Raw genomic sequence first — 25,769 nt, forward strand, 5'->3', positions numbered from 1 at the left:
CAGCAGGCTGCGCTGACCTACAATTTCCAGTAATCAACACTTTGTTGTGCCCACCGCAGCGGCGCCCGACGAGTGGGGCCAACGGTGTCCCTTCCATACGCACGATCAGGAGGAAGGACGTCTCCCATGACCCAAACTCTTAACACTCCCAGCTGGTCCGAACCGGATCAGCCTGAGACTGCCATGTCGCCGTTCAAGCGCTTCGCAGCCATGCCGGAGGCCGCCGGGCTCTACAACCCGGAACAGGAGAAGGACGCCTGCGGACTCGCGATTATCGCCACCCTGCGCGGCGAACCCGGGTATGACATTGTCGACGCCGCCCTCACCGCCCTGCGCAACCTGGAGCACCGCGGTGCCGTGGGTGCCGATGAGGGCACGGGCGACGGCGCGGGACTGCTCATGCAGATCCCGGACGAGTTCTTCCGTGCGGTCACCGAGTTCGAACTTCCCGCCCCCGGCCAGTACGTTGCCGGTACCGCTTTCCTGCCCGCCGAGCAGCGCGAAGCCGACGCCGCGAAGTCCGGCATCGAAGGCTTGGCCGCCGATGAGGGTCTGAAGGTCCTTGGCTGGCGTGAAGTGCCGGTGGTCGCCGACCTCGTGGGCGCCATGGCCCGCGCCTGCATGCCCTACTTTTCCCAGCCGTTCCTGGCCTCCGCCACCGGCGAGGAACTGGACCGCAACGAGCTCGACTCCCGCGCCTGGCGGATCCGCAAGCGTGCCCAGAACAAATTCGGCGTCTACTTCCCGTCGCTGTCCTCGCGGACCATCGTCTATAAGGGCATGCTCACCACCGCACAGCTGGAGCCGTTCTACCCGGACCTCTCGGACAAGCGGTTCAAGACCAAGCTCGCGATCGTGCACTCGCGCTTCTCCACCAACACCTTCCCGTCGTGGCCGCTCGCGCAGCCGTTCCGGACGATCGCCCACAACGGTGAAATCAACACCGTCAAGGGCAACCGGAACTGGATGCGTGCCCGCCAGTCCCAGCTCGCCAACCCACTGCTGGGTGACTCGCCGGAAGAGCTGTACCCCATCTGCACTCCGGGTGCCTCCGACTCCGCGTCCTTCGACGAGGTAGCGGAGCTGCTGTGGCTCTCCGGCCGCCCCATCACGCATTCGATCATGATGATGATCCCGGAGGCCTGGGAAAACCACGCCACCATGGATCCGGCACGGCGTGCGTTCTACGAGTACCACTCACTGCTGATGGAGCCGTGGGACGGCCCCGCAGCAGTTTCCTTCACCGACGGCAACCTCGTGGGCGCCACCCTGGACCGCAACGGCCTGCGCCCCGGCCGCTTCTGGATCACCGAAGACGGCCTGATTGTCTTCGCCTCCGAGGTGGGCGTGATCGACGTCGAGCCCTCCAAGGTGGTCAAGAAGGGCCGTGTGTCCCCGGGCAAGATGTTCCTGGTGGACACCGAAGCCGGCCGCATCATCGACGACGAAGAGGTCAAGGCCGAGGTTGCCGCCGCCAATCCGTGGGCGGAGTGGGTCAAGGACAACCTGATCGACCTCAACGAACTTCCCGAGCGCGAGCACGTGGTCCACACGGCTGCGTCCGTGAACATCCGCCAGCGGACCTTCGGCTACACCACGGAGGAACTGAAGATCCTGCTGGGCCCGATGGCCCGCACCGGTGCAGAGCCGCTGGGTGCCATGGGCTCGGACACCCCGGTGGCCGTGCTGTCCAAGCGCCCCCGGCTGCTCTTTGACTACTTCGTGCAGTCCTTCGCGCAGGTGACCAACCCGCCGCTGGACGCCATCCGTGAAGAACTCGTCACGTCGCTGACCTGTGCCATCGGCCCCAACGGCAACCTCCTGGACACCAAGCAGGTCCGCCAGCCCCAGGTCCAGCTGCCGTTCCCGGTGATCAACAACGACCAGCTCGCCAAGATCGCCAACATCGAGGACGCAGACGGCAACCGCGTGGCCATGAAGGTCCGCGGCCTCTACCGCCCCGAAGGCGGCGAGAACGCGCTCCGCGCACGGCTCACCGAAATCTGCGAGCAGGTCTCCGGCGCCATCAACCGCGGCGTGCAGTACATCGTGCTGTCCGACCGCGACTCCAACGCCCAGTGGGCGCCCATCCCGTCCCTGCTGCTGGTCAGCGCCGTCCACCACCACCTGCTCCGCAGCGCCAACCGCACCAAGACCGCCCTGGTGGTCGAGGCCGGCGACGTCCGCGAGACGCACCACGTTGCCGTGCTCATCGGTTACGGCGCCTCCGCCGTCAACCCGTACCTGGCCATGGAATCCGTGGAGCAGCTGATTGCTGCCGGTGATGTCACCGGCGTCACCCCGCAGGACGGCGTCTACAACCTCATCAAGGGCCTGGGCAAGGGCGTCCTGAAGATCATGTCCAAGATGGGCATCTCCACCGTGGCGTCCTACACCGGTGCCCAGACCTTCGAGGCGCTGGGCCTGGGCCAGGAACTGGTGGACGAATTCTTCGCCGGCACGCACTCCCAGCTGGGCGGCGTGGGCCTGGACGTCATCGCGGCCGAAGTCTCTGCCCGCCACCAGATGGCGTACCCCGAGGGCGGCATCGAGCAGCCCCACCGCCCGCTCCTGGGTGGCGGCGAGTACCAGTGGCGCCGCGACGGCGAACCTCACCTGTTCAACCCGGAGACGGTCTTCCGGCTGCAGCACGCCACCCGTGAGCGCCGTTACGACATCTTCAAGGCCTACACCAGGGGCGTGGACGACCAGTCCACCAACCTGATGACCCTGCGCGGCCTGCTCAAGTTCAAGAACGACCGCCCGTCCGTTCCCCTTGAGGAAGTGGAGCCCGTCTCCAGCATCGTCAAGCGGTTCTCCACCGGCGCGATGAGCTACGGCTCCATTTCGCAGGAGGCCCACGAGACGCTGGCCATCGCCATGAACCAGCTGGGCGGCAAGTCCAACACCGGTGAAGGCGGCGAGGATGTCGATCGCCTGCTCGACCCCAAGCGCCGGTCTGCGGTCAAGCAGATCGCGTCCGGACGGTTCGGCGTCACCAGCCTGTACCTGACGAACGCCGACGACATCCAGATCAAGATGGCCCAGGGCGCCAAGCCCGGTGAAGGCGGCCAGCTGATGGCGCAGAAGGTCTACCCCTGGGTGGCCCGGACGCGGCACTCGACCCCGGGCGTCGGGCTCATCTCCCCGCCCCCGCACCACGACATCTACTCGATCGAGGACCTGGCGCAGCTGATCTACGATGCCAAGCGCGCCAACCCCTCCGCGAGGGTCCACGTGAAGCTTGTCTCGGAAGTCGGGATCGGCACCGTGGCGTCCGGCGTGACCAAGGCCAAGGCTGACGTCGTGCTCGTTTCCGGCCACGACGGCGGCACCGGTGCCTCACCGCTGAACTCGCTGAAGCACGCCGGCGTCCCCTGGGAGCTCGGCCTGGCCGAGACCCAACAGACGCTGATGCTCAACGGCCTGCGTGACCGCGTGGTGGTGCAGGTGGACGGCCAGCTGAAGACCGGCCGCGACGTTGTCATCGCCGCGCTGCTCGGCGGTGAAGAGTTCGGCTTTGCCACTGCCCCGCTGGTGGTGGAAGGCTGCATCATGATGCGCGTCTGCCACCTGGACACCTGCCCCGTTGGCGTTGCCACGCAGAACCCCGAGCTGCGGGCCCGCTTCAGCGGCAAGCCGGAGTTCGTGGTCAACTTCTTCGAGTTCCTGGCCGAGGAAGTCCGCGAGATCCTGGCCGAGCTTGGCTTCCGGAGCCTCGAGGAGGCCATCGGCCACGCCGAGGTCCTGGACACCCGCGAAGCGATCAACCACTGGAAGGCCGACGGCCTGGACCTGGATCCGATCCTGCACGGCCTGGAGTTCGACGACGACGCGCCGCTGCGCAACATGACCGGCCAGAACCATGAGCTGGACAAGCACTTCGACCAGCGCCTGATCACCATGGCCACCGAAGCGCTGACGGACCGCAGCCCGGTGAAGATCACCGTGGACGTCATCAACACGGACCGTTCGGTGGGCACCATGCTGGGCCATGTGGTCACCAAGACCTTTGGCACCGATGTGCTGGCCACTGACACGATCGACATCACGCTTAACGGCACCGCCGGGCAGTCCCTGGGCGCCTTCCTGCCTGCGGGCATCACCCTGCGGCTCTACGGCGACTCGAACGACTACGTGGGCAAGGGCCTCTCCGGCGGCCGGATCATCGTCCGCCCGGACCGGACCAACGTCTTCAAGGCGGAGACCAACGTCATCGCCGGCAACGTCATCGGCTACGGCGCCACCAGCGGCGAGCTGTTCCTGCGCGGCCAGGTGGGCGAACGTTTCCTGGTCCGCAACTCCGGTGCCACCGCCGTCGTCGAAGGAATCGGCGACCATGGCTGTGAGTACATGACCGGCGGCCAGACGCTGATCATCGGGCGCACCGGCCGCAACTTCGGCGCCGGCATGTCCGGCGGCACCGCTTACGTCCTGGACCTGGACACTGCCAAGGTCAACAAGGACGCCCTGCAGTCCGGCGAACTCCAGCTCCGCGAACTGGACGCCGAGGACCGCGACATCGTGCACGGCCTCCTGGTCAAGCACGTGGAAGAAACTGACTCCCAGCTGGCGGCGCGCCTCCTCGAGAACTTCGATGACACCGCTGCCCGCATCACCAAGGTGCTGCCGCGCGACTACGCGGCCGTGCTGCAAACCCGTCTCGACGCCATCGAAGAGGGCCTTGACCCCGACGGCGAAGAAGTATGGTCTCGAATCCTGGAGGTTACCGGTGGCTGACCCACGCGGATTTCTGAAAGTACGCCAGCGTGAAACCCAGCCGCGCCGTCCCGTTCCCGTCCGCATCATGGACTGGAAAGAGGTTTACGAGGCGCAGGAAAAGGGCACGCTGAAGGCGCAGGCCGGCCGCTGCATGGACTGTGGCGTCCCGTTCTGCCACCAGGGCTGCCCCCTGGGCAACCTCATTCCCGAGTGGAACGACCTCATGTGGCGGGACAAGGGCGAGGAAGCGATCGAGCGCCTGCATGCCACGAACAACTTTCCCGAGTTCACCGGCCGGCTCTGCCCGGCACCCTGCGAGGCGTCCTGCGTGCTGGGCATCAACCAGCCCGCCGTCACCATCAAGCAGGTGGAAGTCTCGATCATTGATGAGGCATGGGACAACGGCTGGGTCAGCCCGCTGCCGCCCGCACGCCTGACCGGCAAGACCGTTGCCGTCGTCGGCTCCGGGCCCGCCGGCCTGGCCGTCGCCCAGCAGCTCACCCGCGTGGGACACACCGTCGCCGTCTACGAGCGGGACGACAAAATCGGCGGCCTGCTGCGCTACGGCATCCCCGACTTCAAGATGGAAAAGGAGCAGGTGGACCGGCGCGTCGAGCAGATGAAGGCCGAAGGCACCCGCTTCCGGACCGGTGTCTCCGTGGGTACCGACGTCACCTGGGAGCAGCTGCGCAGGCGCTACGACGCCGTCGTGGTCTGCACTGGTGCCACCGTTCCGCGTGACCTGCCCATCCCGGGCCGCGACCTCGATGGCGTCCACTTCGCCATGGATTACCTGGTGCCCGCCAACCGCGCGGTTGCGGGGGAGACCGTCGGGAACCAGATCAACGCCCACGGCAAGCACGTGGTGATCCTGGGCGGTGGCGATACCGGTGCTGACTGCCTGGGCACCGCGCACCGGCACGGCGCCGCCTCGGTCACGACCCTGGCGATCGGCAAGCAGCCGCCGTCCGAGCGTGCCAGCCACCAGCCGTGGCCCACGTTCCCCACCCTGTTCGAGATGGCCAGCGCACACGAGGAAGGCGGCGAACGCACCTACCTCGCCTCCACCGTCGAGTTCGTTGGCGAGAACGGCAAGCTGACCGGCGTCAAGGTGGCCGAGACCGAGTTCGTTGATGGCAAGCGCCTCCCCAAGGCCGGCACAGAGCGGATCATTCCGGCCGACCTGGTGTTCCTGTCCCTGGGCTTTACCGGCGCTGAACCTGCCGGCATCTCCGAGCAGGTGCACGCCGAGTTCGATGGCCGCGGCAACGTGGCCCGCGACGGCTACTACATGACCAACACCGAAGGTGTCTTCGTGGCCGGTGACGCCGGCCGCGGCCAGTCCCTGATCGTGTGGGCCATCGCCGAGGGCCGTGCCGCTGCTGCCGCCGTCGACAAGTACCTGATGGGAAGCACCATCCTTCCCGCTCCCGTAGCGCCGACGGACCGCGCCATCGCCGTCCTCTAATGCAGCACCGGGGGGCTTAAGTTCACCCCCGCGACAACTTAACCAATGCAAGAGACCAATAGGGTAGGTATATGAGACGCGCAAAAATTGTGGCTACGTTTGGCCCGGCAATTGCCAGCTACGAAAACACCCTCGCGGTGCTGGAAGCCGGCGTTGACGTCGCCCGCATGAACATGAGCCACGGCGACTACACCGTGCATGACAACACCTACGAAAATGTCCGCAAGGCGGCGGCGGACCTGGGCAAGGCCGTGGCGATCATGGCCGACCTGCAGGGCCCCAAGATCCGCCTGGGCCGTTTCGTTGACGGTCCGCACGCCCTGGCCGTGGGTGACATCTTCACCATCACCACCGAGGACGTTCCCGGCACCCAGGAAATCTGCTCCACCACCCTGAAGAGCCTCACCGAGGACGTCAAGGTTGGCGACGCGCTGCTGATCGACGACGGCAAGGTGGCACTTCGCGCCATTGAGGTCGACGACGTCAAGGTGGTCGCCGAGGTGACCGTTGGGGGCATGGTGTCCAACAACAAGGGCATCAACCTTCCCGGCGTGGCCGTGAACGTCCCCGCCCTCAGCGAAAAAGACGAGGACGACCTCCGCTGGGCCATGCGCCGCGGTGTTGACCTGGTGGCCCTGTCCTTCGTGCGTGACGCCTCCGACATCAGCCGCGTGCACGAAATCATGGACGAGGAAGGCCGCCGTGTTCCGGTGATCGCCAAGATCGAAAAGCCGCAGGCCGTTGAGCAGCTGCCCGAGATCATCGACGCCTTCGACGCCATCATGGTGGCCCGTGGCGACCTCGGCGTGGAACTTCCACTGGAGGAAGTGCCGATCGTGCAGAAGCGCGCCATTGAACTGGCCCGCCGCTGGGCCAAGCCGGTCATCGTGGCCACCCAGGTCCTCGAGTCCATGATCGACAACCCGCGCCCCACTCGTGCAGAGGCGTCCGACTGCGCCAACGCCGTCCTGGACGGTGCCGACGCGGTCATGCTCTCTGGCGAGACCAGCGTGGGCAAGTACCCGATCGAGACGGTCAAGACCATGGCCCGGATCATCGAATCCACCGAGGTCCACGGCCTGGAGCGCGTCCCCCCGCTGGGCACCAAACCCAGGACCCGTGGCGGCGCCATCACGCGTGCCGCCGTCGAAATCGCCGACCAGCTGGACGCCAAGTACATCTGTGCGTTCACCCAGTCGGGTGACTCGGCCCGCCGTCTTTCCCGCCTGCGTCCCATCAAGCCGGTCTTCGCCTTTACCCCGGTGGAGCAGGTATGGAACCAGATGGCTTTGACCTGGGGCATCCAGCCGGTGCTGGTGCAGATGGTGGACCACACCGACGCCATGACCGCACAGGTTGACCGCAGCCTCATGGAGATGGGCCTCGTCGAGGACGGCGACCTTGTCGTCATCGCCGCCGGTTCGCCTCCCGGAAAGGCCGGATCCACGAACTCCCTGAAGGTGCACAAGGTGGGCGACCTTGCCGACTCCACCCGTGCCGGAGACGTTACAAGCAACAAGGAAAAGCTCGGCCCCTGGCCGGAAAAGAAGAAGAAGGCACAGGCCTAGACTTCAGAACTAAAAAGGGAGGATCCCCACCGGTTGGTGGGGATCCTCCCTTTTTCTGTGCTGTCGGTGGCTTAGTTGACCTGGTTGATGATGGTCTCGGCAACCTCGCGCATGCTGAGGCGGCGGTCCATGGAGGTCTTCTGGATCCAGCGGAAGGCTTCGGGTTCCGTCAGGCCCATCTTGGTGGTCAGCAGGCTCTTGGCGCGTTCCACGAGCTTCCGGGTGGCGAACTGTTCCTGCAGGTCGGACACCTCGCTCTCAAGGGCCTTGATTTCCTCATGGCGGGAAAGTGCGATCTCGAGGGCCGGGATGAGGTCGGCGGGCGTGAACGGCTTCACCACGTACGCCATGGCACCGGCGTCGCGGGCGCGCTCCACCAGTTCCTTCTGGCTGAAGGCGGTCAGCAGCACCACGGGAGCGATGCGGGCCTTGACGATCTTTTCGGCCGCAGAGATGCCGTCCATGACGGGCATCTTGACGTCCATGAGGACCAGGTCCGGCTTAAGTTCCTCGGCGAGCTGGACGGCCTTCTCGCCGTTGTCCGCCTCACCCACAACGTCGTAGCCTTCGCCGCGCAGGATCTCGATGATGTCGAGGCGGATGAGGGTTTCATCCTCTGCCACAATGACGCGGCGCGCCGGCTGGGATGTGGGCTTGGACTCCGTCTGTTCAGTCACGGGATCTCCTTGAAAAGGTACGGCGGGACATCACTATCTTAGGTGCCACCGCTGCTGTACTTGGTGTGCAGGGTTCGTTTGCGGCGACGGCGGCGCGATTCTGGAATTCAGCCTATCTGCATGTAGAGTAATTCCGCGTACGTGAAGCGATCGCGTTGCTCACAGTCAGCTGTGGGCGTACTTTGGCTCCACGTAATCCGCGCCCGAGTGGCGGAATTGGCAGACGCGCCGCACTCAAAATGCGGTATCGAAAGGTGTGTGGGTTCGAGTCCCACCTTGGGCACGCAAACCCCCTCGTCAGAGGGGGTTTTTGCTTTAAGCGTGTGTATAAAGCTTTGTCCGTTGACTCTGACGGTGGTTTGCGGCCGTGGCCTGGCCGCCGCTTGGCCTATGCAGATGTGTGGGGTGGCGGGTCGGTGCCCTGACTGACGGGCCCTCCGCCTGCTCTTTACGGGTGCGGGTGGTTCCTCGTTCCGGTTCTGCCGGGTTGGTCTGGGGTGGCCAACACCTGTTCATGGCTTTGCGGTGCCGGAACGACATGACGAAGCCTCTCTGGTGCGAAACGGTCTCGGAAAGCCGCTTCTGGTTGCGCGGGGGAGTCGTGGTCGTGGATTTCTCTGCCAGGGAAGATGTGGACAGCGTTCACATAGATACTTCGGCTTCTTGGAGCGGGCGTAGGGTTCGTGTCCACTTCTGGTTCGGGTGCATGAGTTCTTTGCTCCCGGCGTCAGAAAATGAAGAGACGAGCCCAACCGGACACCCTTCACACCGCCGGCTGACGATAGGTTGGGGCGAACCCTATTGAGCCGGTGAAGCTCCTGTGGACGCTCAGATTTGGCGGCTTCGTCGCAGCGTTTGATCGGAGTACCAGTGGCTACCGAGCGGCGCTTATGGGACATGTGTCCTGCGATGAGTTGCTATGACGCAACTAACTTCTGGATGCTGCAGTTGCGGCTCCGCGCTTATAGCTTGGCGTTCAAGACGCTGTTGTTTTTCGAGACGTCTGATGCGGGTTCGCGTCAGCCGCGTTCCGCCTTGCAGGTGTTGGTGATGCTGCCGACTCCTTCGACTGTCACGGTGATGGTGTCGCCGTCTTTGAGGAACAACTGGGGGTCTCGGCGGTATCCGACTCCGGATGGTGTGCCTGTTAGGATGACGTCTCCTGGCTCCAGTGTGGTGAATTCTGAGATGGTCGCGATGAGCGTGGGGATACCGAAGATCAGGTGGGAGAGGTCGGATTTTTGAACGACTTCCCCGTTCAGTGTTGTGCTGATGCCGGCCTTGGTGATGTTGGCCTCTGCAGGGGTGACGATGTAGGGGCCGAGCGGGGTGGTGTTGTCCCAGATCTTGCCCTGCAACCATTGGTGGGACTTGTTCTGGAAGTCGCGCATGGTCACGTCGTTGGAGACGCAATAGCCAAGAACGTAGTCCATGGCGTCCTGCTCGGCGATGCGGCGGCCTGTCTTGCCAATGATGACGGCGAGTTCGCCCTCAAAGTCGACCTGGCCGGATTCCGGGGGCAGGACGATGTCGCCCGCTGGTCCGATGAGCGTGGATGCGTACTTAGGAAAGAGGACGGGAAAGACGGCCGTGCTGACCTCGTCTGCATGGTCTTTGTAATTCAGGCCCACGCACAGGATCTTCCCGGCCCGTGGTGACGCAGCGCGCAGGGTGACGTCCGAGACGCCAACACGGGCATCGGTCAGACGGGCGGCGCTGGCAAGGAGATCAGCTGATGTTTCCGGTCCGATGTCGGTGAGCCCGGCCAGCGGGATGAGGTGCTCGCCATGGACTTCGCCGATGAAGTGGTGACCTTTGTATCGGTAGTTTGCGTAGGCCATTCTTCTTCTTCCTGATATTGGTTGCCAATTACGGCAGTGTGCGGACCTGCCAAGGACATGTGTTGTTGGCCATGTGCGCCCACTCAGCCATCTGGCCGGGTGGGGGAGGCGCTAGAGCGCTGGCTGCACCCCGAAGGCGACGGCGAGCTTCATGATTTTCTCGGCGCGGCCCAGCCGGGGCAGGTCGGATCCGTCGCGGATGACGCGGCCGTTGGCTTCGAAGTCCGCCATGAAGTCGGTGGCCCAGGCGACATCGGACGGCGTGGGGCTGATGACCTCGTTGATGACGGGGGTCTGGTCGATGGCCAGGCACAGCTTTCCGGTCATGCCCATCATCACGGTGATGCCGGTCTGCTCGCGCAGGATGGGGTGGTTGGTGCCCACGGTGGGGCCGTCGATGGGGCCCGGCAGGTTGCCCACCCGGATGGCGACCACGAGCTTGGCGCGCGGGTAGGCCATCGCTTCGGCGGTGGCGGCCATGCCGGTATCGCGGCGGAAGTCGCCGGAGCCGAAGGCGAGGCGGAACGCGCCCTGGGCCTTGGCGATGTGGTTGGCTTCCTCGATGCCGACGGCGGATTCCACCAGCGGGATGACGGGGGTTTTGCCGTCCATGCGGTGGAAGGATTCGGTGACCTGGTCCGCGGACTCGGTCTTGGCCAGCATGACGCCAAGCAGGCCCGGGGTGCCTCGCAGGCCGGCGAGGTCGTCCGCCCAGAAGGGGCTGGTGGCGTCGTTGATGCGGACCCAGGCCTTGCCGCCTGCGGTCAGCCAGTCGATCACATTGTTCCGCGCCTGGTCCTTCTGCGACGGGTCCACGGCATCTTCAATATCCAGGATGATCGAGTCGGCGCGGGACACTGCCGACTGGTCAAAAAGCTCGGGCTTCATCGCGTTCACGAGGAGCCAGGAACGGGCGATCTCTGCTGGGATATTGCGTTCGGGGGTGAAGTTCGGGAACGCATCACTCAGTTCTGGGGAAGAGAAAGCATCTGCGGTGCTTTGGGGCAAGTAAGTGGGCTGCGTCATGGGTCTCCCTGCTAGGTCAGTTACGTGCTGGTGCGGTGGATGTCATGCTGTAGCAGAGCCCGTCTTCGACTTCTTCCGGTTCTGCCCACACCTCGATCCCGCGCGCGGCTTCGTACATGGTGCGTGGTTGTGCGGCGTCTCCTGCAATCCAGAGTGTTGTGGAGTCTGCCATGGCATCATCGATGGTTCCGGTGCGGATGATCCTGCCGTTTTGGCGGATCTGGACCCTCGCTCCGATGAGCCGGTTCCAGTGGAGGTATTGGCGGAGCATGATCCGATCTCCGAAGACAGGTGCCTGCTGCTTGCTGGCTCCGGTTGATGGGGTCATGGTGCGGTCAGGGCTAATGCCACTGCTTTGCCCAGTGTTTCTGTGGTGGCGTTGCCGCCCATGTCCGGTGTGAGTGCCTGGTGCCCGTGGGCGAGTACCGTTTCCATGGCGGTGGTGATGGCGGCTGCGGCTTCGGGTTCTCCGAGGTGGTCGAGCATCATGGCGGCGCACCAGATTTGCCCGATGGGGTTGGCGATGCCTTTGCCGGCGATGTCGGGGGCGGAGCCGTGGACGGGCTCGAAGAGGCTGGGGAATTTGCGTTCGGGGTTGATGTTGCCGCTGGGGGCGATGCCTATGGTTCCGGTGCAGGCTGGTCCGAGGTCGGAGAGGATATCTCCGAAGAGGTTGCTGGCGACGACGACGTCGAACCAGTCGGGGTGCATAACGAAGTTAGCGGCCAGGATGTCGATGTGGTACTTGTCCACGCTGACGTCACTGAAGTCCTTGGCCATGTCCTGGACGCGTTCGTCCCAGTAGGGCATGGTGATGGAGATGCCGTTGCTCTTCGTGGCGGAGGTGAGGTGCTTTTTGGGTCGGCTCTGGGCGAGATCGAAGGCGTATTTGAGGATGCGGTCCACGCCGGTGCGAGTCATGACGGTTTCCTGGACCACGGTTTCGCGGTCGGTGCCTTCGAAGATTTTCCCGCCGATGCTGGAGTATTCGCCTTCGGTGTTTTCGCGCACGACGTAGAAGTCGACGTCGCCCGGGGCGCGGCCGGCCAGGGGGCTGGGGACGCCGGGGAGGAGTTTGACCGGGCGGAGGCTGACGTACTGGTCAAAGTGACGGCGGAACTGCAGCAGGCTTCCCCACAGCGAGATGTGGTCGGGGACGACGTCGGGCCATCCGACGGCGCCGAAGAAGATGGAGTCGAACTGGTTTAACTGGTCGAACCATCCGTCGGGGAGCATTTTGCCGTGCCGGGTGTAGTAGTCCGCGGAGGCGTAGTCGAAGTGCTCGTATGTGAGGTTGAGGTCGAAGGCTGAGGCTGCGGCGTCGAGGACGCGCAGCCCTTCGGGCACGACTTCGGTGCCGATTCCGTCGCCGGGAATGACTGCGATGCGGTGGGGTTTCGACATCAGGGATCCTTCGTTGCTTTGATTCGGGGGTTCGGGTTAGCGGTCGACAGGGTGTGCCGGTTCGCGGTTTTCGAGGACGTCGATGACGGCGTGCGCGGCGGCCAGCCCAGCCCGGGTCCGGGCCTGGGTTGTCTGGCCGGCGAGGTGGGAGGTGATGAGGATGTTGTCCAAGCGCAGGAGGGGGCTGTCCGCGGGCAGGGGTTCGTTCTCGAGCACGTCCAGAGCGGCGCCGGCGATGGTGCCGTCGTAAAGCGCGGTGGTCAGGGCTTCTTCGTCCACGAGTGAGCCGCGGGCTGTGTTGATGAGAACGGCGGTGCGTTTCATCGCCTTTAGCCGGGACGCGTCGATAAGTTTGCCAGCGGACTGTCCTGCGCGGGTGTGCAGGGAGAGGTAGTCGGCCTCGCGAATGACGGTGTCGAGGTCGGCGAACTGGACCGCGGTGTTCTCGGGGTCGGGGTGGGTGGTGCTGACCAGGACGGTCATGCCGAGGGCGACGCCCAGGTTTGCGGTGGCGCGTCCGCTGGGGCCGTAGCCGATGATGCCGAGGGTGGAGCCGCGCAGTTCGTGGCCGGCTTCCCGGGGCCAGCCGCCCTTGCGGACCGCGGTCGTGACATCCAGGAGGCGGCGTGCGGTCATGATGATCAGTCCGATGGTGAGTTCGGCGACGGAGTGGTGGTTTGTTCCGGGGGCGTTGCAGACCCGTATCCCTTGTGCGGCAGCGGCCTGGATGTCGATGGAGTCATACCCGACGCCGCTGCGTGCGATGACTTTCAGGGATGCGGCGCCGGTGAGCATGTCGGCGGTGACCGGTTCGCTGGCAAGGATCGCACCGGAGATGCCGTCGAACAACGAGCGGCGTTCCTCAAGGGTCCGTGGGCCCCGGGAGGGTGCGTAGACGGGTTCCAGACCGTGTTCGCGCAGGAGCTGGTCAACGGTATCTCCCGGGTGGAGGTAGTCGGTGGTGATCAGGATGCGGGCGGCCATATGCAGGTGGGTTCCTAATTTGGTTCGGGCGGAGGCGCTGCCGTCAGCGGCTGTGGGTTTACGGTTCACACGGGGCAGGGCCGCCGCGGTGTGCGGCGGCCCTGCATGCTGCGGTGTTAGTGGACGTCTACCTTGTCCGCTTCCACGGTGGTGGGTGTCTTTGGATCGATTTCGTTCTTTTTCTGGCCTGCGGCGTGGAGGGCTTCGCGGGCCTGTTCGGGGTCGTAGTCCTTCTCCCACTTGCCGACGACGACGGCTGCCATGACGTTTCCGAGGACGTTGATGAATACCCGGCCTTCGTTCAGGAGCCGGTCGATGCCGACGATGAGGGCGAGAGCGGCGAGCGGGATGCCGCCGACGGAGCTCAGGGTGCTGGCCAGGACGATAAACGCGCCGCCTGCGATTCCGGCGGTGCCCTTGCTGGTGAGCATCATGACGCCGACCATGACGAGCTGCTGTTCCCAGGAGAGGTCGATGCCGACGGCTTGGGCCAGGAACACGGAGGCCATGGTGAGGTAGACGGCGGAGCCGTCGAGGTTGAAGGAGAAGCCGGACGGGATGACGATGCCGACGGTGGATTTGCCGACGCCCATGGCTTCGAGCTTCTTGATCAGCTGCGGGAGGACCGCTTCGCTGGAGCAGGTGCTCAAGGCGATCAGCAGTTCGGCCTTGAAGTACCGCATCACTGTGAAGATGTTCAGTCCGCAGGTACGGGCGATGATGCCCAGAACTACCAGGACGTAGAGGATGCAGGTTCCGGTGAACAGCAGGACGAGGTAGCCGAGTTGCTGCAGACTCTGGGTGCCGTAGTTGGCGACGACGGCGGCCAGGGCGCCGAAGGTGCCGATGGGGGCGAGGCGCATGACCCAGTTGACGATCTTGAAGATTACCGTGGACAGGGCCTGGATGCCCTTGGTGAGGAAGGCTCCGGCCTCGCCGGAGACATTCATTGCGGCGCCGAAGATAATCGAGACCATCAGCGCCGCGATGATGGTGTGGCCGGTCAGTGCGCCGAACAGTGATTCGGGGATGATGTTGCTGACGAACTCAAGGCCGTCGAAGCCCTTGTTAGCGGCTGCTGGAACCTTGCTGGAGTCCAGCTGGGACGGGTCAATGTTCATGCCGTCGCCGGGGCGGAAGACGTTGGCGACGACCAGGCCGATCAGCATCGACACCAGCGAGAGGGCGAGGAAGTAACCGAGGGCCTTCACGCCGATACGGCCTGCCTTGCGCAGGCTGTCCATGGAGGCGATGCCCAGGGAAACGACGCAGAACACCACCGGAATGACGATCATCTTGACCAAGGCGATGAACCAGTCGCTGAGGGGGGTGAGCTGTTTACCGACGGAGGGCAGGAGCAGACCGACGGCGATGCCCAGGACTGCACCCAGGACGACTTGGAACCAGAGTTCGCGCATCAGCCGGCCGAACCGGGATCGCTGCTTGGGCGGGTGGGCGGAATGTTGCGGGTTCTGCATGGTGTGGGACGACATCTTGGGTGCTCCTTTGCACGACAGACAGAGAAAATTTGAGAGGTGCGGTCCCGGGCAGTATCACTGCCCGGGACCGGGGCACTACCGGAGTGGTTAGCTGTGCAGTTCGCGCAGGACTTTGTAGAACTCGGCCTTACCTTCCAGGCCAATGCCCGGCAGGTCGCCCGGGGCTACGCGGCTGTTGACGATGACAGCGTCGTCGGTGAAGCCGCCCGTGGGCTGGAACTCGCCCGGGTAGGATTCATTGCCGCCGAGCTTGAGGGCTGCTGCGATGTGCAGGGAGAACTGATGTCCGCCGTGCGGGATGCAGCGGCGGGAAGACCAGCCGTGCTGGGCGAGCATGTCCTGGATCCGGCGGTATTCGGTCAGGCCGTAGCTGAGGGCCGGGTCGACCTGGATGAAGTCGCGGTCCGGGCGCATGCCGCCGTAACGGATCAGGTTGCGGGCGTCCTGGAGGGAGAAGAGGTTTTCTCCGGTGGCGATCGGGTTTTTGTAGTGCTCGGAGAGGGTGGCGTTCAGTGCGTAGTCCAGCGGGTCGCCGACTTCCTCGTACCAGAACAGTCCGTACTGGTCGATGGCTTTGCCGTATTCCAGCGCCGTCTCCAGGTCGAACTTGCCGTTGACGTCCACCATCAGGCGGGACCCGTCGCCGTCGAGGACCTCGATCACGGCTTCGATGCGGCGGAGGTCTTCGGCCAGGTCGGCGCCGCCAATCTTCATTTTGACCACGTCGTAACCCTTGGCCAGGAAGCCGCGCATTTCGTTCTGCAGGTCTTCAAGGCTCTTGCCGGGAGCGTAGTAACCGCCGGCGGCGTAGACGAAGACGTCCTTGTCCGGGTTGCCGTCACCGTAGTGATCCGAGATCCACCGGTACAGCGGGACGCCGGCGATCTTCGCGGCAAGGTCGTGCAGGGCCATGTCAGCCACACCGACAGCGACCGAGCGTTCGCCGTGGCCGCCGGGCTTTTCGTTGGACATCATCAGATCCCATGCCTTCTCCGGCGAAAGCTGGCCGTCCTCATCCAAAAGGTCCTCGGACGGGGCATCCATGATGCGCGGAAGAATTCGATCCTTCAGAATGCCCGTGGCGTTGTAGCGGCCATTGGAGTTGAACCCGTAGCCCACCAGGGGCTTTCCGTCGACGAACACATCAGAGACAAGGGCGATGATCGTGCAGTCCATCTTGGTGAAGTCAATGAACGCGTTCCGGATCGAGGAACTGATGGGGATGGTGCCGACGTGGGCGGAAACGATTTTCATCTTTGAAACTCTCCTGAGTAGTGATCTTATTTCTTATAAGACTCGGGTTGGGACCAATCCGAGGTGCGAGGGCTTTGCCGCCCATCGAACAAATATCTTATAAGAACTGCGATCAAGGTTAGCGGCGGGTGACGGGCCGCACAAGTCTTCGGAGGGAATTTCTTATAAGATGTGGATGGGAGCAGGGCGGCTCCACCGTTAGTGAGAGATTTGGAGCCTCAGATGAGCACCACGAACGTCTTTTCCAGTAAGGGCAGTCTGGCGTACAGCGAACTACGCCAAATGATCCTCTCTGGCGGCCTTGCACCCGGCTCACGCGTCTCCCAGTACGAACTGGCGGACAAGATGCAGATGAGCATCACGCCCCTGCGCGAAGCGATCCGTCGACTCTCAAGCGAGGGCCTGATCATCATGGATACCCACCGGGACTCCCGTGTGGCTGACGTGAGCGCTGCAGAGGCCCGCGAACTGCTCGAAGTCCGACTCTCCCTGGAGCCGTCAGCGACCGAGCTGGCGGCACACCGCCGGACCGAAGCTGACATCGTCGCCATGCGGATTGCAGCGGAGAGATTGCTGCCGGTCACCCGGGTCTGGGGCGAGGACGCCATCACGGCACACCGCGATTTCCACCGGGCCGTCTACGCCGCCTCCCACAACACCAGCATGATCAAGCTCCTCGATGACCTGTGGGACAAGTCCGACCGCTACCGCCGCCTCGGCCTGGAACTTCCCTCCGGTGATGAACCCCGCACCATCGACCTTAACCAGCACCACCAGATCCTTGAACTTGTCGCCTCCGGCGATGGCCCCGGCGCAGCCGAACTCGCCCGGACCCACATCGCCAACAGCCTCACAGCCTCAGTAACCGGAGCCCTGGAGGAACGCGAGAACGTCTGAGGTGTAACCCTGGAGAACACTGCCTGATATTCGCCGATGTTCAGGAACAGGCTACTTCTAACTGCCCTTGTACCGCACGGACTATTCAGCCAGAGATGTAAAACCTCACGGAACTGGGCTACATCGACGGTGCCATTGAATCTGGTGGAACGGTTGATCGCACGCCTGCGCTGAATTCCGGTCGTTAGCCCAGCGGAGCGATGTTGGCCCTGCCCATCGTTGACGCTGAGGCACCTTCCTGCCGGCAGCCATAAGTTGGCTTGGCGGTGACTTGTTTCGACATGGCCACCACCAGTCGAAAACGCGTCCCGAACGTCATACATGGGCTTCTTCAAGGAACAGCGGGAACAATGATGCCGTGCCCAACGTGATCCAGCGTCGATGGGAGTGCGGAAAGCGCTGGGAGTGCCTGAGGTTGAATTCGTAGGACCAGCGGGCGTAAACCTCGTCTTCGCGGCGAACATCTTCGATCACGCGGCCGGAACTGGTGGCGACTCTGATCCGTCCACGGCTGGGGTCAATTCAGGTTGTCCATGGCTGGAAGTTGGGAGCCGTTGGAGTAGCTCTCTGGCAACAGTAGCGGTGAAAAACTAATGAGAATTGCCCCCGGCTGTAGGTGGGCAGACTCGACTTCGAGTTCAAATGTAGATCAATTCCGGTTGTTCAGAGGACCCGGCAGGGGACCGTGTGTCAGCTTAGGGGTGCCTCAACTGGATGGAAACTCCGGGGCGAGACCGCCAATAACTTGGCCAGTCACTCCCGTTGGGCAAGAGGCGCACCACGAATCGTCGATCGTGAAGTCGGCGGTGATCCGCATCACCGTGTCACTCGCGGGTCGACGCCATATTGGGCTGGGATGTTCAAATGATCGCGCAGGGTGGCGCCGTCGTAGTCCCGATGGAACAGACCTCGGTCTTGGAGGATCGGCACCACGCTGTCGACGAAGGCATCGACTCCGCTGTCATAAATGTCCGGGGATACCCAGAAGCCGTCGACGGCGTCGGATTCGAACCATTCCTGCATGTGGTTGGCGGCTTCGGCTGCAGGACCGACGATGACGGGGTGGTAGTCGATTACGCCGTGCGCGAGTATGTCGCGGACGGTCCAGCCTTCACGCGCGATCTTTAGTGCGTGGATCGAGCGGGGGTCGGCCGGTGATGGTCTAGCTTCGGACAACTGCGCAGCGGAGAGTGGTTCATCTAGGTGTGCTGGATCAAGGTACAGGCCGAGCATTCTCCCGAGATACGCCGCGCGTTGAGGGAACGTTCGTCCGCTCAATGTGATGCGGCGATCGAGGCCTTCTCGCTTAGCGGGGGTGATCGTGGTCATCAGGCCGGCGAAGAACTTGATTTCGTCCGGGTTCCGTCCGGCACGTTTGGCCGCTTCACGGAACGCGGCGCGCTGTGCACGGGCATCGTCGATCGTGAAGGCCGCTCCGATGACGGCGTTGGCCCAGCGTCCGGCGAACTCGTGGGCGTTCGGACTGCCTCCGGCGTGGAAGATGACGGGTTGCCCCTGTTCGGACGGAGGAATGTACAGGGGCCCGCGGGAGGCGACGTGTTCGCCACCAAGGTTGATCGGTGCGACCTGCTCTGGGTCGGCGAAGCGGCCCGTGGCCTTGTCGTGTACCCAGGCGGTCTGGCCCCAGCTGCCCCAGAGGGCCTGCACGAGCTGGACTGTCTCGTGTGCTCTTCCGTAGCGTTCTGGGCTGGACGGAATATGTTGGCCGTAGTTGGCGGCGACGTCTTCGCCGCTGGACGTGACGGCGTTCCATCCCGTCCGTCCGTGACTTAGGACGTCGAGTGCTTTGAACTGTCGGGCAAGGTTGAACGGTTCGTTGAAGGTGGTGGAGCCGGTGGCGACGAGGCCGATATGGCTGGTTTCGCGGGCGATCGCTGCCAAGGTGACCATGACGTCGAGGTTGAAGTTGGGTGGCTCGTTCGCGATGTCGCCGACGTGGGTGGGGCCGTCGGGGAGGAACAGGAATTGGAGTCTTCCGCGCTCGGCGGCTTGGGCGTGCCGAACTTTCGCGTCGAAGCTCGTATAGCTTGTGGGATCGACTCCTTGGGCGCGCCAGGCGCCAGGCAGGTTTCCGTACCCGTTACCCAAGTGCAGGCCGATGAGCATCTGTCTGGTCATGATGTTTTCTCTCCGTGTGTAAATCTGAGCTGTCGTTGTTGTCGGGTGCGCTCTAGGTGTGAGCTGTGTAGGCGGACCCGTTGTTAGGGAGTCTGAGGTCGGCGCTGCGGGCCGTACTGGTGGTCGACGCCGAGATTTTCGCGGAGTGTCTCGCCTTCGTACTCGGTGCGGAACAGGCCGCGCTGCTGCAGGATCGGAATGACTCCGTCGACGAAGGAGTCCATTCCCTCGGGAATAACACCGGGGATGACCCAGAAGCCGTCCGCGGCATCAGCTTCGAACCATTCCTGCAGGTGATCGGCGATCACCTCGGGGGGACCGATAGGGGAAGGGTGGTAATCGATGACGGCGTGGTGGAGCACCTGACGCACGGTCCAGCCTTCCTTGGCGACCTCAAGCGCTCTGGGCGATCGCGGGTCACCAGGATTTGCGTACGCAACAGCCAGCTGATCCGCACTCAACGGGGCGTCAAGGTCCCTTGGCCCCAACGGCAGGCCGAGAAGCTGGCCGAGATGGCGCACCTGCTGCTCGATGTCGGGTTCGATCAGCTTTCCGCGTCGAGCAAGAGCCTCCGCGTGAGTCGACGCGATGGTGGGCATCACCCCGACGAAGAACTTGACGTCGTCAGGGCTACGACCGGCAGATTCGGCGGCGCGGCGCACTGCGGCGCGCTGGTGCCGAGCCTCCTCTATGGTGAAGACCTCACTGATAAGGATGTCGGCGTAGCGGCCGGCGAAGGCTAGGCTGTGCGGGCTCGTGCCGGCGTGGGCCATGACCGGCTGGCCCTGCTTGGAGGGCGGGATCTCAAGTGGGCCGCGGGAGGAGACGTAAGTTCCTCTGAGGTTCACGGGCGAGATTTTGGACAGGTCGGTGATCTTCCGGGACTGCTGGTCGCCGATCCAGGCATCCTCTTCCCAGCTCCCCCAGAGTGCCTGGACGATCTGAACGACCTCGTCGGCCCGGGCATAGCGAGTGTCGCGGTCCTCGATCGCGCGCCCGAAGTTCGCGGCGGCCTGAGGTGAGGAGGTGGTCACTGCGTTCCAGCCCATGCGCCCGCCGGAAACGACGTCGAGTGACTTGAGCACGCGGGCGATGTTGTAGGGCTCCTGGAAGGTGGCGCTGACCGTGGTGACGAGACCGATCCGCTCGGTAGCCAGGGCGATGGCGGTGGCAACGATGGTCGGCTCGAGGGTCTGGTTCGGCGCGTGCGCCTCGCTGCGCTGGGTCTGCGCGAGGAAGTCGCCGAGGAAAAGGAAATCGAACATGCCACGTTCGGCAGCCTGAGCGGCGCGCACCAGGACGTGAATGTTGTCGTAGTCGTGGGGATCGACCCCGGGTTCCAACCACGCGTACGGGCTGGCGCCGTAGGGAGTGGCACTTGCTGCGGCCAGATGCATCTTCTTACGGGACATCGTCTACTCTCTCTCGTGCTGGAGCACGGCGACCTGGCGGTTATAAAAGGTCAGGGGGCTCATGTCGTCGTAGCGCTGGTGGTCGATGACTTCGAAGAGTACGAGCTCGTGGTCACCAGCCGGCACATGCTGGTGGGGCCGAACGACAAAGGTGGCTGCCGCCTGCGGCAGGGTGCGTGCCTGGGCGGTGGCGTGATCCAGAGTGATGCCGTCGAGCCGGGCGGGGCCGGACAAGCGAAGCTGAGACACGAGGGCGAGGTGGGACTCTCCCAGAATCGTGATACCCAACTCCTGCGCTCGGCGAAGCCGGGGCCAGGTGGTCGAGGTATGGGTAAACGCCATGGAGACGAGTGGCGGGTCCAGAGAAACGCTGGTGAAGGAGTTCGCGAGCATCGCCTCGTTCTGGCCGTGAACCTCGGCGGCAATAAGTGCCATCCCGGTGGGGTAGGCGGCGAAGGAGTGACGCATAGTAGCGGCTGATGAGGTTTGCATTGTCGATATCTTCCCTATCGGATGATCGCAGTTGTTTCGGAGCAGACGGGAGTGATGCTCAGTGCCCGACGGGCACCGGGGCGCCGCTGGAGGCGGGCTCGCGGATGAAGAACGCGAGCGGGATTGCGATGAGCGAGAGGATCGCGCCGCAGAGGAACGCGGCGTGGATGCCGTCGGCCGTGGCCGCGATAACGCTGGCCCCGTCTTCGATTCGCGGTGTCGATGTCGCGGTCATCACCGTGATGAACACCGCGATGCCGACCGCGCCGGCGAGCTGCTGTACGGTGCTGACCGTGGCGCTGCCGTGGGAGTAGAACTGTGGGCTGAGCGATGCGAGCCCCGAGGTGAACAACGGGGTGAACGCGAGGGCCAGGCCGATACTCAGCACGATGTGGGCGACGAGGACCGTGACGATGCTCGACCCTGCGCCCAGCGTCGTCATGAACCACAGCGCACCGCTCACGATGATCGAGCCCGGAACGACGAGCACGGTCGGGCCGGCTTTGTCATAGAGGCGCCCGACGAACGGCGAGAGGAACCCCATCACAAGTCCGCCGGGCAGCATCAGCAAGCCGGTGGTCAGGGCATCGAGTTCGAGCACGTTTTGCGTGTAGATCGGCAGCAGCGTGAGAGTGCCAAACAGTATGGTCGTATAGATCGCGATCACGGCTATCGCGAAAGTGAAGCCCGAGCTTGTGAAGGTGCGCAGGTCAAGCAGTGCGCGGTCTGTGCGTTGCAGCTGCAACTGGCGCAGGATGAAAAGCGCGATGCCTGCTGCGCCACTGGCGAGTGGCGCCCAGCTGGTCGGGCTGGAGATTCCGGCCTCGGTCTCGCCGATGTGACTGAGGCCAAAAACGAGCCCGCCGAAGCCGATGGCCGAAAGAACGACCGACACGTAATCGAGCGGGGTCTTGCGCGGCTCGCTGACGTTGGGAATGTGCAGGACCCCGACCACGAGAGCAAGCACTACGACCGGCAGCACGATGATGAACATCCAGCGCCAGCTCAGCGCACTTAGGATGAGGCCCGATACGGTCGGGCCGACCGCGGGGGCGACAGAGATCACGATCGAGATGTTGCCCATCACGCGTCCGCGTCGCTCTGCCGGGACGAGGGTGAGCACGGTGGTGAAAAGCAGCGGGATCATGATCGCCGTGCCCATGGCCTGCACGACGCGTGCGCCGACCAGGATCTCAAAGCCGGGCGCAATGGCCGCGATGAGTGTGCCGGCACTGAACAACGACATGGCGCTGATGAAGATCGCACGGGTACTGACGCGCTGCAGCAGGAAGCCGGTGATCGGAATCACGACCGCCATGCTGAGGAGGAAGGCGGTGGTGAGCCACTGCGCCGCGCTTGCCTCGATGTCGAAATCGTCCATGAGGTGAGGAAGTGCGACGCTCATGATCGTTTCGTTCAGGATGACGACAAACGTTGAGGCGAGCAGCACACCGATCGCGAGCCGATTGCGCCCGTCGACCTCCTGCGGATGAGTATGCGCCACCTGAGGAAGCGATGCGGTGGAGGTGCCTGACATAGCTACGTTCCGTTCATTGAGAGGTTGATTTGGAGGCGACGACACCCGGTCATCACGCTGGATCGACGAGTCAGACCTGTGGTGACACACCATCGGTGACCAGCAGCGTGCTCTATAGTGGAGGGTGTCTCCCATTAGGTGAAGGACTATACGGAGACACTCCCCGTTTTGTCAAAAGTGAGGCAACCGTTATGTCCAGGACCGCTACGAGCAGCGCCCGCGCCCCACGGGCGGATGCCCGACGCAATCGAGATCACATCCTCGACGCCGCCGAGCAGTACTTCTCTAAGCACGGAGTGGGCGGCTCGCTCGACGCGATTGCGAAACAAGCAGGCGTCGGCGCGGGAACCCTGTACCGGCATTTTCCCAACCGGGAAGCTCTGCTCGCGGCCTTGCTCGCCGCGCGCGATGAGGCGTTGATGTCCCGCAGAGACGAGCTCCGCACCAAGGCGGCTAACGCGGCCGACGCACTCGACGGCTGGCTCGAAGCGCTAACCGAGTGGGCAGGCGCGTTCGACGGGCTGCCCGACCCCCTCCGCGCTGCGGCGGCCACCAGCACATCCCCGCTCGCAGTTACATGCGAAGGATTCATCACAACAACCGAGGAGTTCTTGCACGCCGCACAACGAGATGGAAGTGCCCGGAAGGAGATTCGGGCACGGGATCTCTTCTTGGTGGCACTGGCCACGAGCTGGGTCCGCGGAGCGGCTTTGGCCGATGGCACATCCGCCGCGGCCCTGGCCGGTATCACCAGAAACGGGTGGGAACTGAACTCGTCCCACACTCGCGGGGTGTCAGCGACAACCGCCGACTAGAACGTCACATCATATGGGACGGATCGACAACATTAACGGAGAACACCATGAACCGAATCGGAATCATCGGCAGCGGATCGATCGGAGCCGCCATAGCCCGACTGGCCGTAAGGGCCGGCTACGAGGTCCTCATCGCAAACTCGCGAGGACCGGAGACACTTGCCGGCCTGATCGAAGAGCTCGGCCCTCGGGCGCAGGCCGGCGACGTCCGCGCCGCAGTTGAGTTCGGCGACATCCCGGTCCTGGCCGTGCCGCTGGCCGCCTACCCGAACCTGCCTGTGGAGGCCTTCGCCGGGAAGACGATCCTCTCGACCGGGAACTACTACCCCCACCGTGAAGGCCGCATCGAGCAGCTGGACTCCCTCGAGAACACGACCGCCGAGTACGAGCAGTCGCTCCTTCCGAACACAGTGATCGTCAAGGCCTTCAACAACATCCTCTTCCACCACATCCCGAACCTCGCGCACTCCACTCCCCGGACCGCGCTGGCAATCGCCGGTGACAACGACGAGGCCAAGACGCGGGTCGCGGCGATCGTGGACGCCCTCGGCTTCGACACCATCGACGCCGGAACGCTCGCTGAGTCATGGCGCTTCGAACCGGACTCCGGTGCCTACACCCCGATCTACGCCGCCGACCTGGAAGGCATGAAGCGGGACTACCTCGGGGACCCCGGAGCGCCTGTCTCCGCAGAACGCCTCGGGGAGCTACTCGCCGCTTCACACCGCCCCGACGTCGCCGCGCGACAGTTCTGACCGCGACTTACTCCACAGGCCGAAAAACACCTCTGGCACCCCGGGAGAGCGCCCCGACGCGGGACTTTCCCGGGGTTCCGGTCTAGTGGGCGGCGTAGCCGCCGTCGATGATCAGTTCCTCACCGGTGACGAATCCGGCCTCGTCGGACGCGAGATACAGGATGCCGTAAGCGATGTCTGATGCCTCGCCGATGTGCGGCGGCAGAATCGAGTTGGCGGCATCCGCAGCCTGTTCTTTGGTGACGCCATAGTTCTTGATGAGCTTCGTGTAAATGGGCCCCGGGTGGACGGAGTTCACCCGGATACTGTCACCGGCGAAATAGTTTGCCGCGTGCTTGGTCAGGGATCGCACCGCACCCTTTGAAGCCGAGTAGGCGGCGCTGGCGCCATCGGCCGCCCCTGAGATGATTCCACCCAGCGACGACACGTTCACGATGGCTCCGCGCCCGGCGGTCCGCATGCTGGGAATGACGTTCTTCATTCCCAGCCAGGTGCCGGTGGTGTTGATCGCGAGTACCTTGTTCCACTCGTCGAGTTCAGTATCGAGAAGACCCTTGGCGAGGGCGATGCCAGCGTTATTGACCAGGATGTCGATGGTCCCCCACGCAGCAGTGACGTCCGCGACGACGCTCTTCCAGGACTCGGGCGAACTGACGTCGAGCGTATGTGTGAGCACCTCCGCTCCCGTGGCGGCAATTTCCTCAACCGCACGGGCGAGTGCATCCTCGGAGATGTCGGTCGCGACGACCTTGGCCCCCTCGGCGGCAAAGAGCTGGGCGGTGGCAAGACCGATACCGCTGGCAGCTCCGGTGATGATGGCAACCTTGCCTTTTAAGCGTGACATGTGATGTTTCTCTGTTCTCTCAATATGGTCTCGCCAATGACGAGCCACGCGGCTCTATGGCCGCTCGTTTGTCGGCCTGGTCGCACTCGGATGCGTCCGGGCCGGGTTCCAGCCAGGAGATGAGCGCGGCATTAGGATCGCCGGCCAGGAATGTGGGGCGACGTCGAAGTGATCGGACAAAGGATCGTCCCGGAATCGTGCGAGGGCTTATGACCCGGCTAGCCGCAGCGCCCCCTGCCTATTCAGGCTCTCGAGATTCACTCGTGTGCCGAACGGTTGATAGCGACCGTCTCGTCTAACGAGGGCATTGCCTCGAGTGAAGCGAAGCGCTCGCCCAGCTGGTCACGGGTCACGGGCGCCTTGTCTTTCTCGGCCGCGGCAATAGCCTTGGCGAGGTCTTCCAGGCCGAGCTCGGTGCAGTAGGCCGGGGTGCCC

20 protein-coding genes and 1 tRNA gene are annotated in these 25,769 nt (G+C 63.9%); 7 read left to right on the top strand and 14 right to left on the bottom strand.

Annotation, left to right across the window (positions count from 1 at the left end; genetic code table 11):
* The first annotated feature begins 126 nt into the window (after nt 1-126).
* From gltB to pyk, 3 genes are all read left to right on the top strand, one after another.
* The gene (gene gltB, locus Q9R31_RS14385; RefSeq protein ID WP_311263391.1) at nt 127-4,740 is read left to right on the top strand and encodes a glutamate synthase large subunit; all 4,614 of its coding nucleotides are present in this window, start codon (nt 127-129) and stop codon (nt 4,738-4,740) included.
* Entirely contained in the window at nt 4,733-6,190 is a 1,458-nt protein-coding gene (locus tag Q9R31_RS14390) for a glutamate synthase subunit beta (protein WP_311263392.1), read from the top strand. Before gltB ends, Q9R31_RS14390 begins: the two co-directional genes overlap by 8 nt.
* A gap of 71 nt (nt 6,191-6,261) precedes the next feature.
* On the top strand, nt 6,262-7,758 hold the full coding sequence (gene pyk / locus Q9R31_RS14395) for a pyruvate kinase (protein WP_311263393.1): 1,497 nt from the start codon (nt 6,262-6,264) through the stop codon (nt 7,756-7,758).
* Nucleotides 7,759-7,829: 71 nt separating this feature from the next.
* On the opposite strand, the gene Q9R31_RS14400 is transcribed toward pyk, so the two are convergent.
* Nucleotides 7,830-8,435, bottom strand: coding sequence for an ANTAR domain-containing response regulator (locus Q9R31_RS14400; protein ID WP_009358190.1), 606 nt, complete (start codon nt 8,433-8,435; stop codon nt 7,830-7,832).
* Nucleotides 8,436-8,636: 201 nt separating this feature from the next.
* On the opposite strand from Q9R31_RS14400, the gene Q9R31_RS14405 reads away from it, so the two are divergent.
* Nucleotides 8,637-8,718, top strand: a tRNA-Leu gene (locus Q9R31_RS14405).
* 736 nt (nt 8,719-9,454) lie between these two features.
* On the opposite strand, the gene Q9R31_RS14410 is transcribed toward Q9R31_RS14405, so the two are convergent.
* From Q9R31_RS14410 to Q9R31_RS14440, 7 genes are all read right to left on the bottom strand, one after another.
* A complete protein-coding gene (locus tag Q9R31_RS14410; RefSeq protein ID WP_311263394.1) occupies nt 9,455-10,276 on the bottom strand; it encodes a fumarylacetoacetate hydrolase family protein in 822 nt (273 codons plus the stop codon).
* A gap of 111 nt (nt 10,277-10,387) precedes the next feature.
* Complete coding sequence (locus tag Q9R31_RS14415; RefSeq protein ID WP_311263395.1) at nt 10,388-11,302, bottom strand: CoA ester lyase; 915 nt, start codon at nt 11,300-11,302, stop codon at nt 10,388-10,390.
* Nucleotides 11,303-11,318: 16 nt separating this feature from the next.
* On the bottom strand, nt 11,319-11,630 hold the full coding sequence (locus tag Q9R31_RS14420) for a hypothetical protein (RefSeq protein ID WP_311263396.1): 312 nt from the start codon (nt 11,628-11,630) through the stop codon (nt 11,319-11,321).
* Complete coding sequence (locus Q9R31_RS14425) at nt 11,627-12,706, bottom strand: tartrate dehydrogenase (RefSeq protein WP_311263398.1); 1,080 nt, start codon at nt 12,704-12,706, stop codon at nt 11,627-11,629. Before Q9R31_RS14425 ends, Q9R31_RS14420 begins: the two co-directional genes overlap by 4 nt.
* 36 nt (nt 12,707-12,742) lie before the next feature.
* The gene (locus Q9R31_RS14430; RefSeq protein ID WP_311263399.1) at nt 12,743-13,690 is read right to left on the bottom strand and encodes a phosphoglycerate dehydrogenase; all 948 of its coding nucleotides are present in this window, start codon (nt 13,688-13,690) and stop codon (nt 12,743-12,745) included.
* A 116-nt stretch (nt 13,691-13,806) separates the two neighbouring features.
* Complete coding sequence (locus tag Q9R31_RS14435; protein ID WP_311263400.1) at nt 13,807-15,183, bottom strand: cation:dicarboxylate symporter family transporter; 1,377 nt, start codon at nt 15,181-15,183, stop codon at nt 13,807-13,809.
* Nucleotides 15,184-15,276: 93 nt separating this feature from the next.
* Nucleotides 15,277-16,443: a mandelate racemase/muconate lactonizing enzyme family protein gene (locus Q9R31_RS14440; protein ID WP_311263401.1), complete on the bottom strand. Its 1,167-nt coding sequence runs from the start codon at nt 16,441-16,443 to the stop codon at nt 15,277-15,279.
* Nucleotides 16,444-16,665: 222 nt separating this feature from the next.
* Between Q9R31_RS14440 and Q9R31_RS14445 the strand changes: the two genes are divergently transcribed.
* Nucleotides 16,666-17,340 carry a GntR family transcriptional regulator gene (locus Q9R31_RS14445; RefSeq protein WP_311263402.1) on the top strand — a complete coding sequence of 225 codons (675 nt, stop codon included), beginning with the start codon at nt 16,666-16,668 and terminating at the stop codon, nt 17,338-17,340.
* A gap of 315 nt (nt 17,341-17,655) precedes the next feature.
* Here the strand turns inward: Q9R31_RS14445 and Q9R31_RS14450 are convergent, their stop codons facing one another.
* The 5 genes from Q9R31_RS14450 to Q9R31_RS14470 form a co-directional block, all read right to left on the bottom strand.
* Nucleotides 17,656-17,814 (bottom strand): hypothetical protein, encoded by a 159-nt coding sequence (locus Q9R31_RS14450; protein ID WP_157238407.1) that lies wholly within the window; start codon nt 17,812-17,814, stop codon nt 17,656-17,658.
* Nucleotides 17,815-18,156: 342 nt separating this feature from the next.
* On the bottom strand, nt 18,157-19,479 hold the full coding sequence (locus Q9R31_RS14455) for an NtaA/DmoA family FMN-dependent monooxygenase (protein ID WP_311263403.1): 1,323 nt from the start codon (nt 19,477-19,479) through the stop codon (nt 18,157-18,159).
* An 83-nt stretch (nt 19,480-19,562) separates the two neighbouring features.
* Nucleotides 19,563-20,891, bottom strand: a complete 1,329-nt coding sequence (locus Q9R31_RS14460) for an NtaA/DmoA family FMN-dependent monooxygenase (protein ID WP_311263404.1) — start codon at nt 20,889-20,891, stop codon at nt 19,563-19,565.
* A 3-nt stretch (nt 20,892-20,894) separates the two neighbouring features.
* On the bottom strand, nt 20,895-21,383 hold the full coding sequence (locus tag Q9R31_RS14465; RefSeq protein WP_311263405.1) for a flavin reductase family protein: 489 nt from the start codon (nt 21,381-21,383) through the stop codon (nt 20,895-20,897).
* Between the two features lie 58 nt (nt 21,384-21,441).
* Entirely contained in the window at nt 21,442-22,920 is a 1,479-nt protein-coding gene (locus Q9R31_RS14470; RefSeq protein ID WP_311263406.1) for an MDR family MFS transporter, read from the bottom strand.
* 191 nt (nt 22,921-23,111) lie between these two features.
* On the opposite strand from Q9R31_RS14470, the gene Q9R31_RS14475 reads away from it, so the two are divergent.
* Together Q9R31_RS14475 and Q9R31_RS14480 are read left to right on the top strand one after the other, a co-directional pair.
* Nucleotides 23,112-23,735 (top strand): TetR family transcriptional regulator, encoded by a 624-nt coding sequence (locus Q9R31_RS14475; protein ID WP_311263407.1) that lies wholly within the window; start codon nt 23,112-23,114, stop codon nt 23,733-23,735.
* On the top strand, nt 23,681-24,490 hold the full coding sequence (locus Q9R31_RS14480) for an NADPH-dependent F420 reductase (protein ID WP_397428249.1): 810 nt from the start codon (nt 23,681-23,683) through the stop codon (nt 24,488-24,490). The genes Q9R31_RS14475 and Q9R31_RS14480 overlap by 55 nt, the downstream gene beginning before the upstream one ends.
* A gap of 82 nt (nt 24,491-24,572) precedes the next feature.
* Here Q9R31_RS14480 and Q9R31_RS14485 read toward each other — a convergent pair whose 3' ends face one another.
* Entirely contained in the window at nt 24,573-25,334 is a 762-nt protein-coding gene (locus tag Q9R31_RS14485; protein ID WP_311263409.1) for a glucose 1-dehydrogenase, read from the bottom strand.
* Between the last annotated feature and the right edge of the window lie 435 nt (nt 25,335-25,769).

Origin of the sequence: Pseudarthrobacter sp. BRE9 (assembly GCF_031844305.1) — a bacterium.
GTDB lineage: Bacteria > Actinomycetota > Actinomycetes > Actinomycetales > Micrococcaceae > Arthrobacter.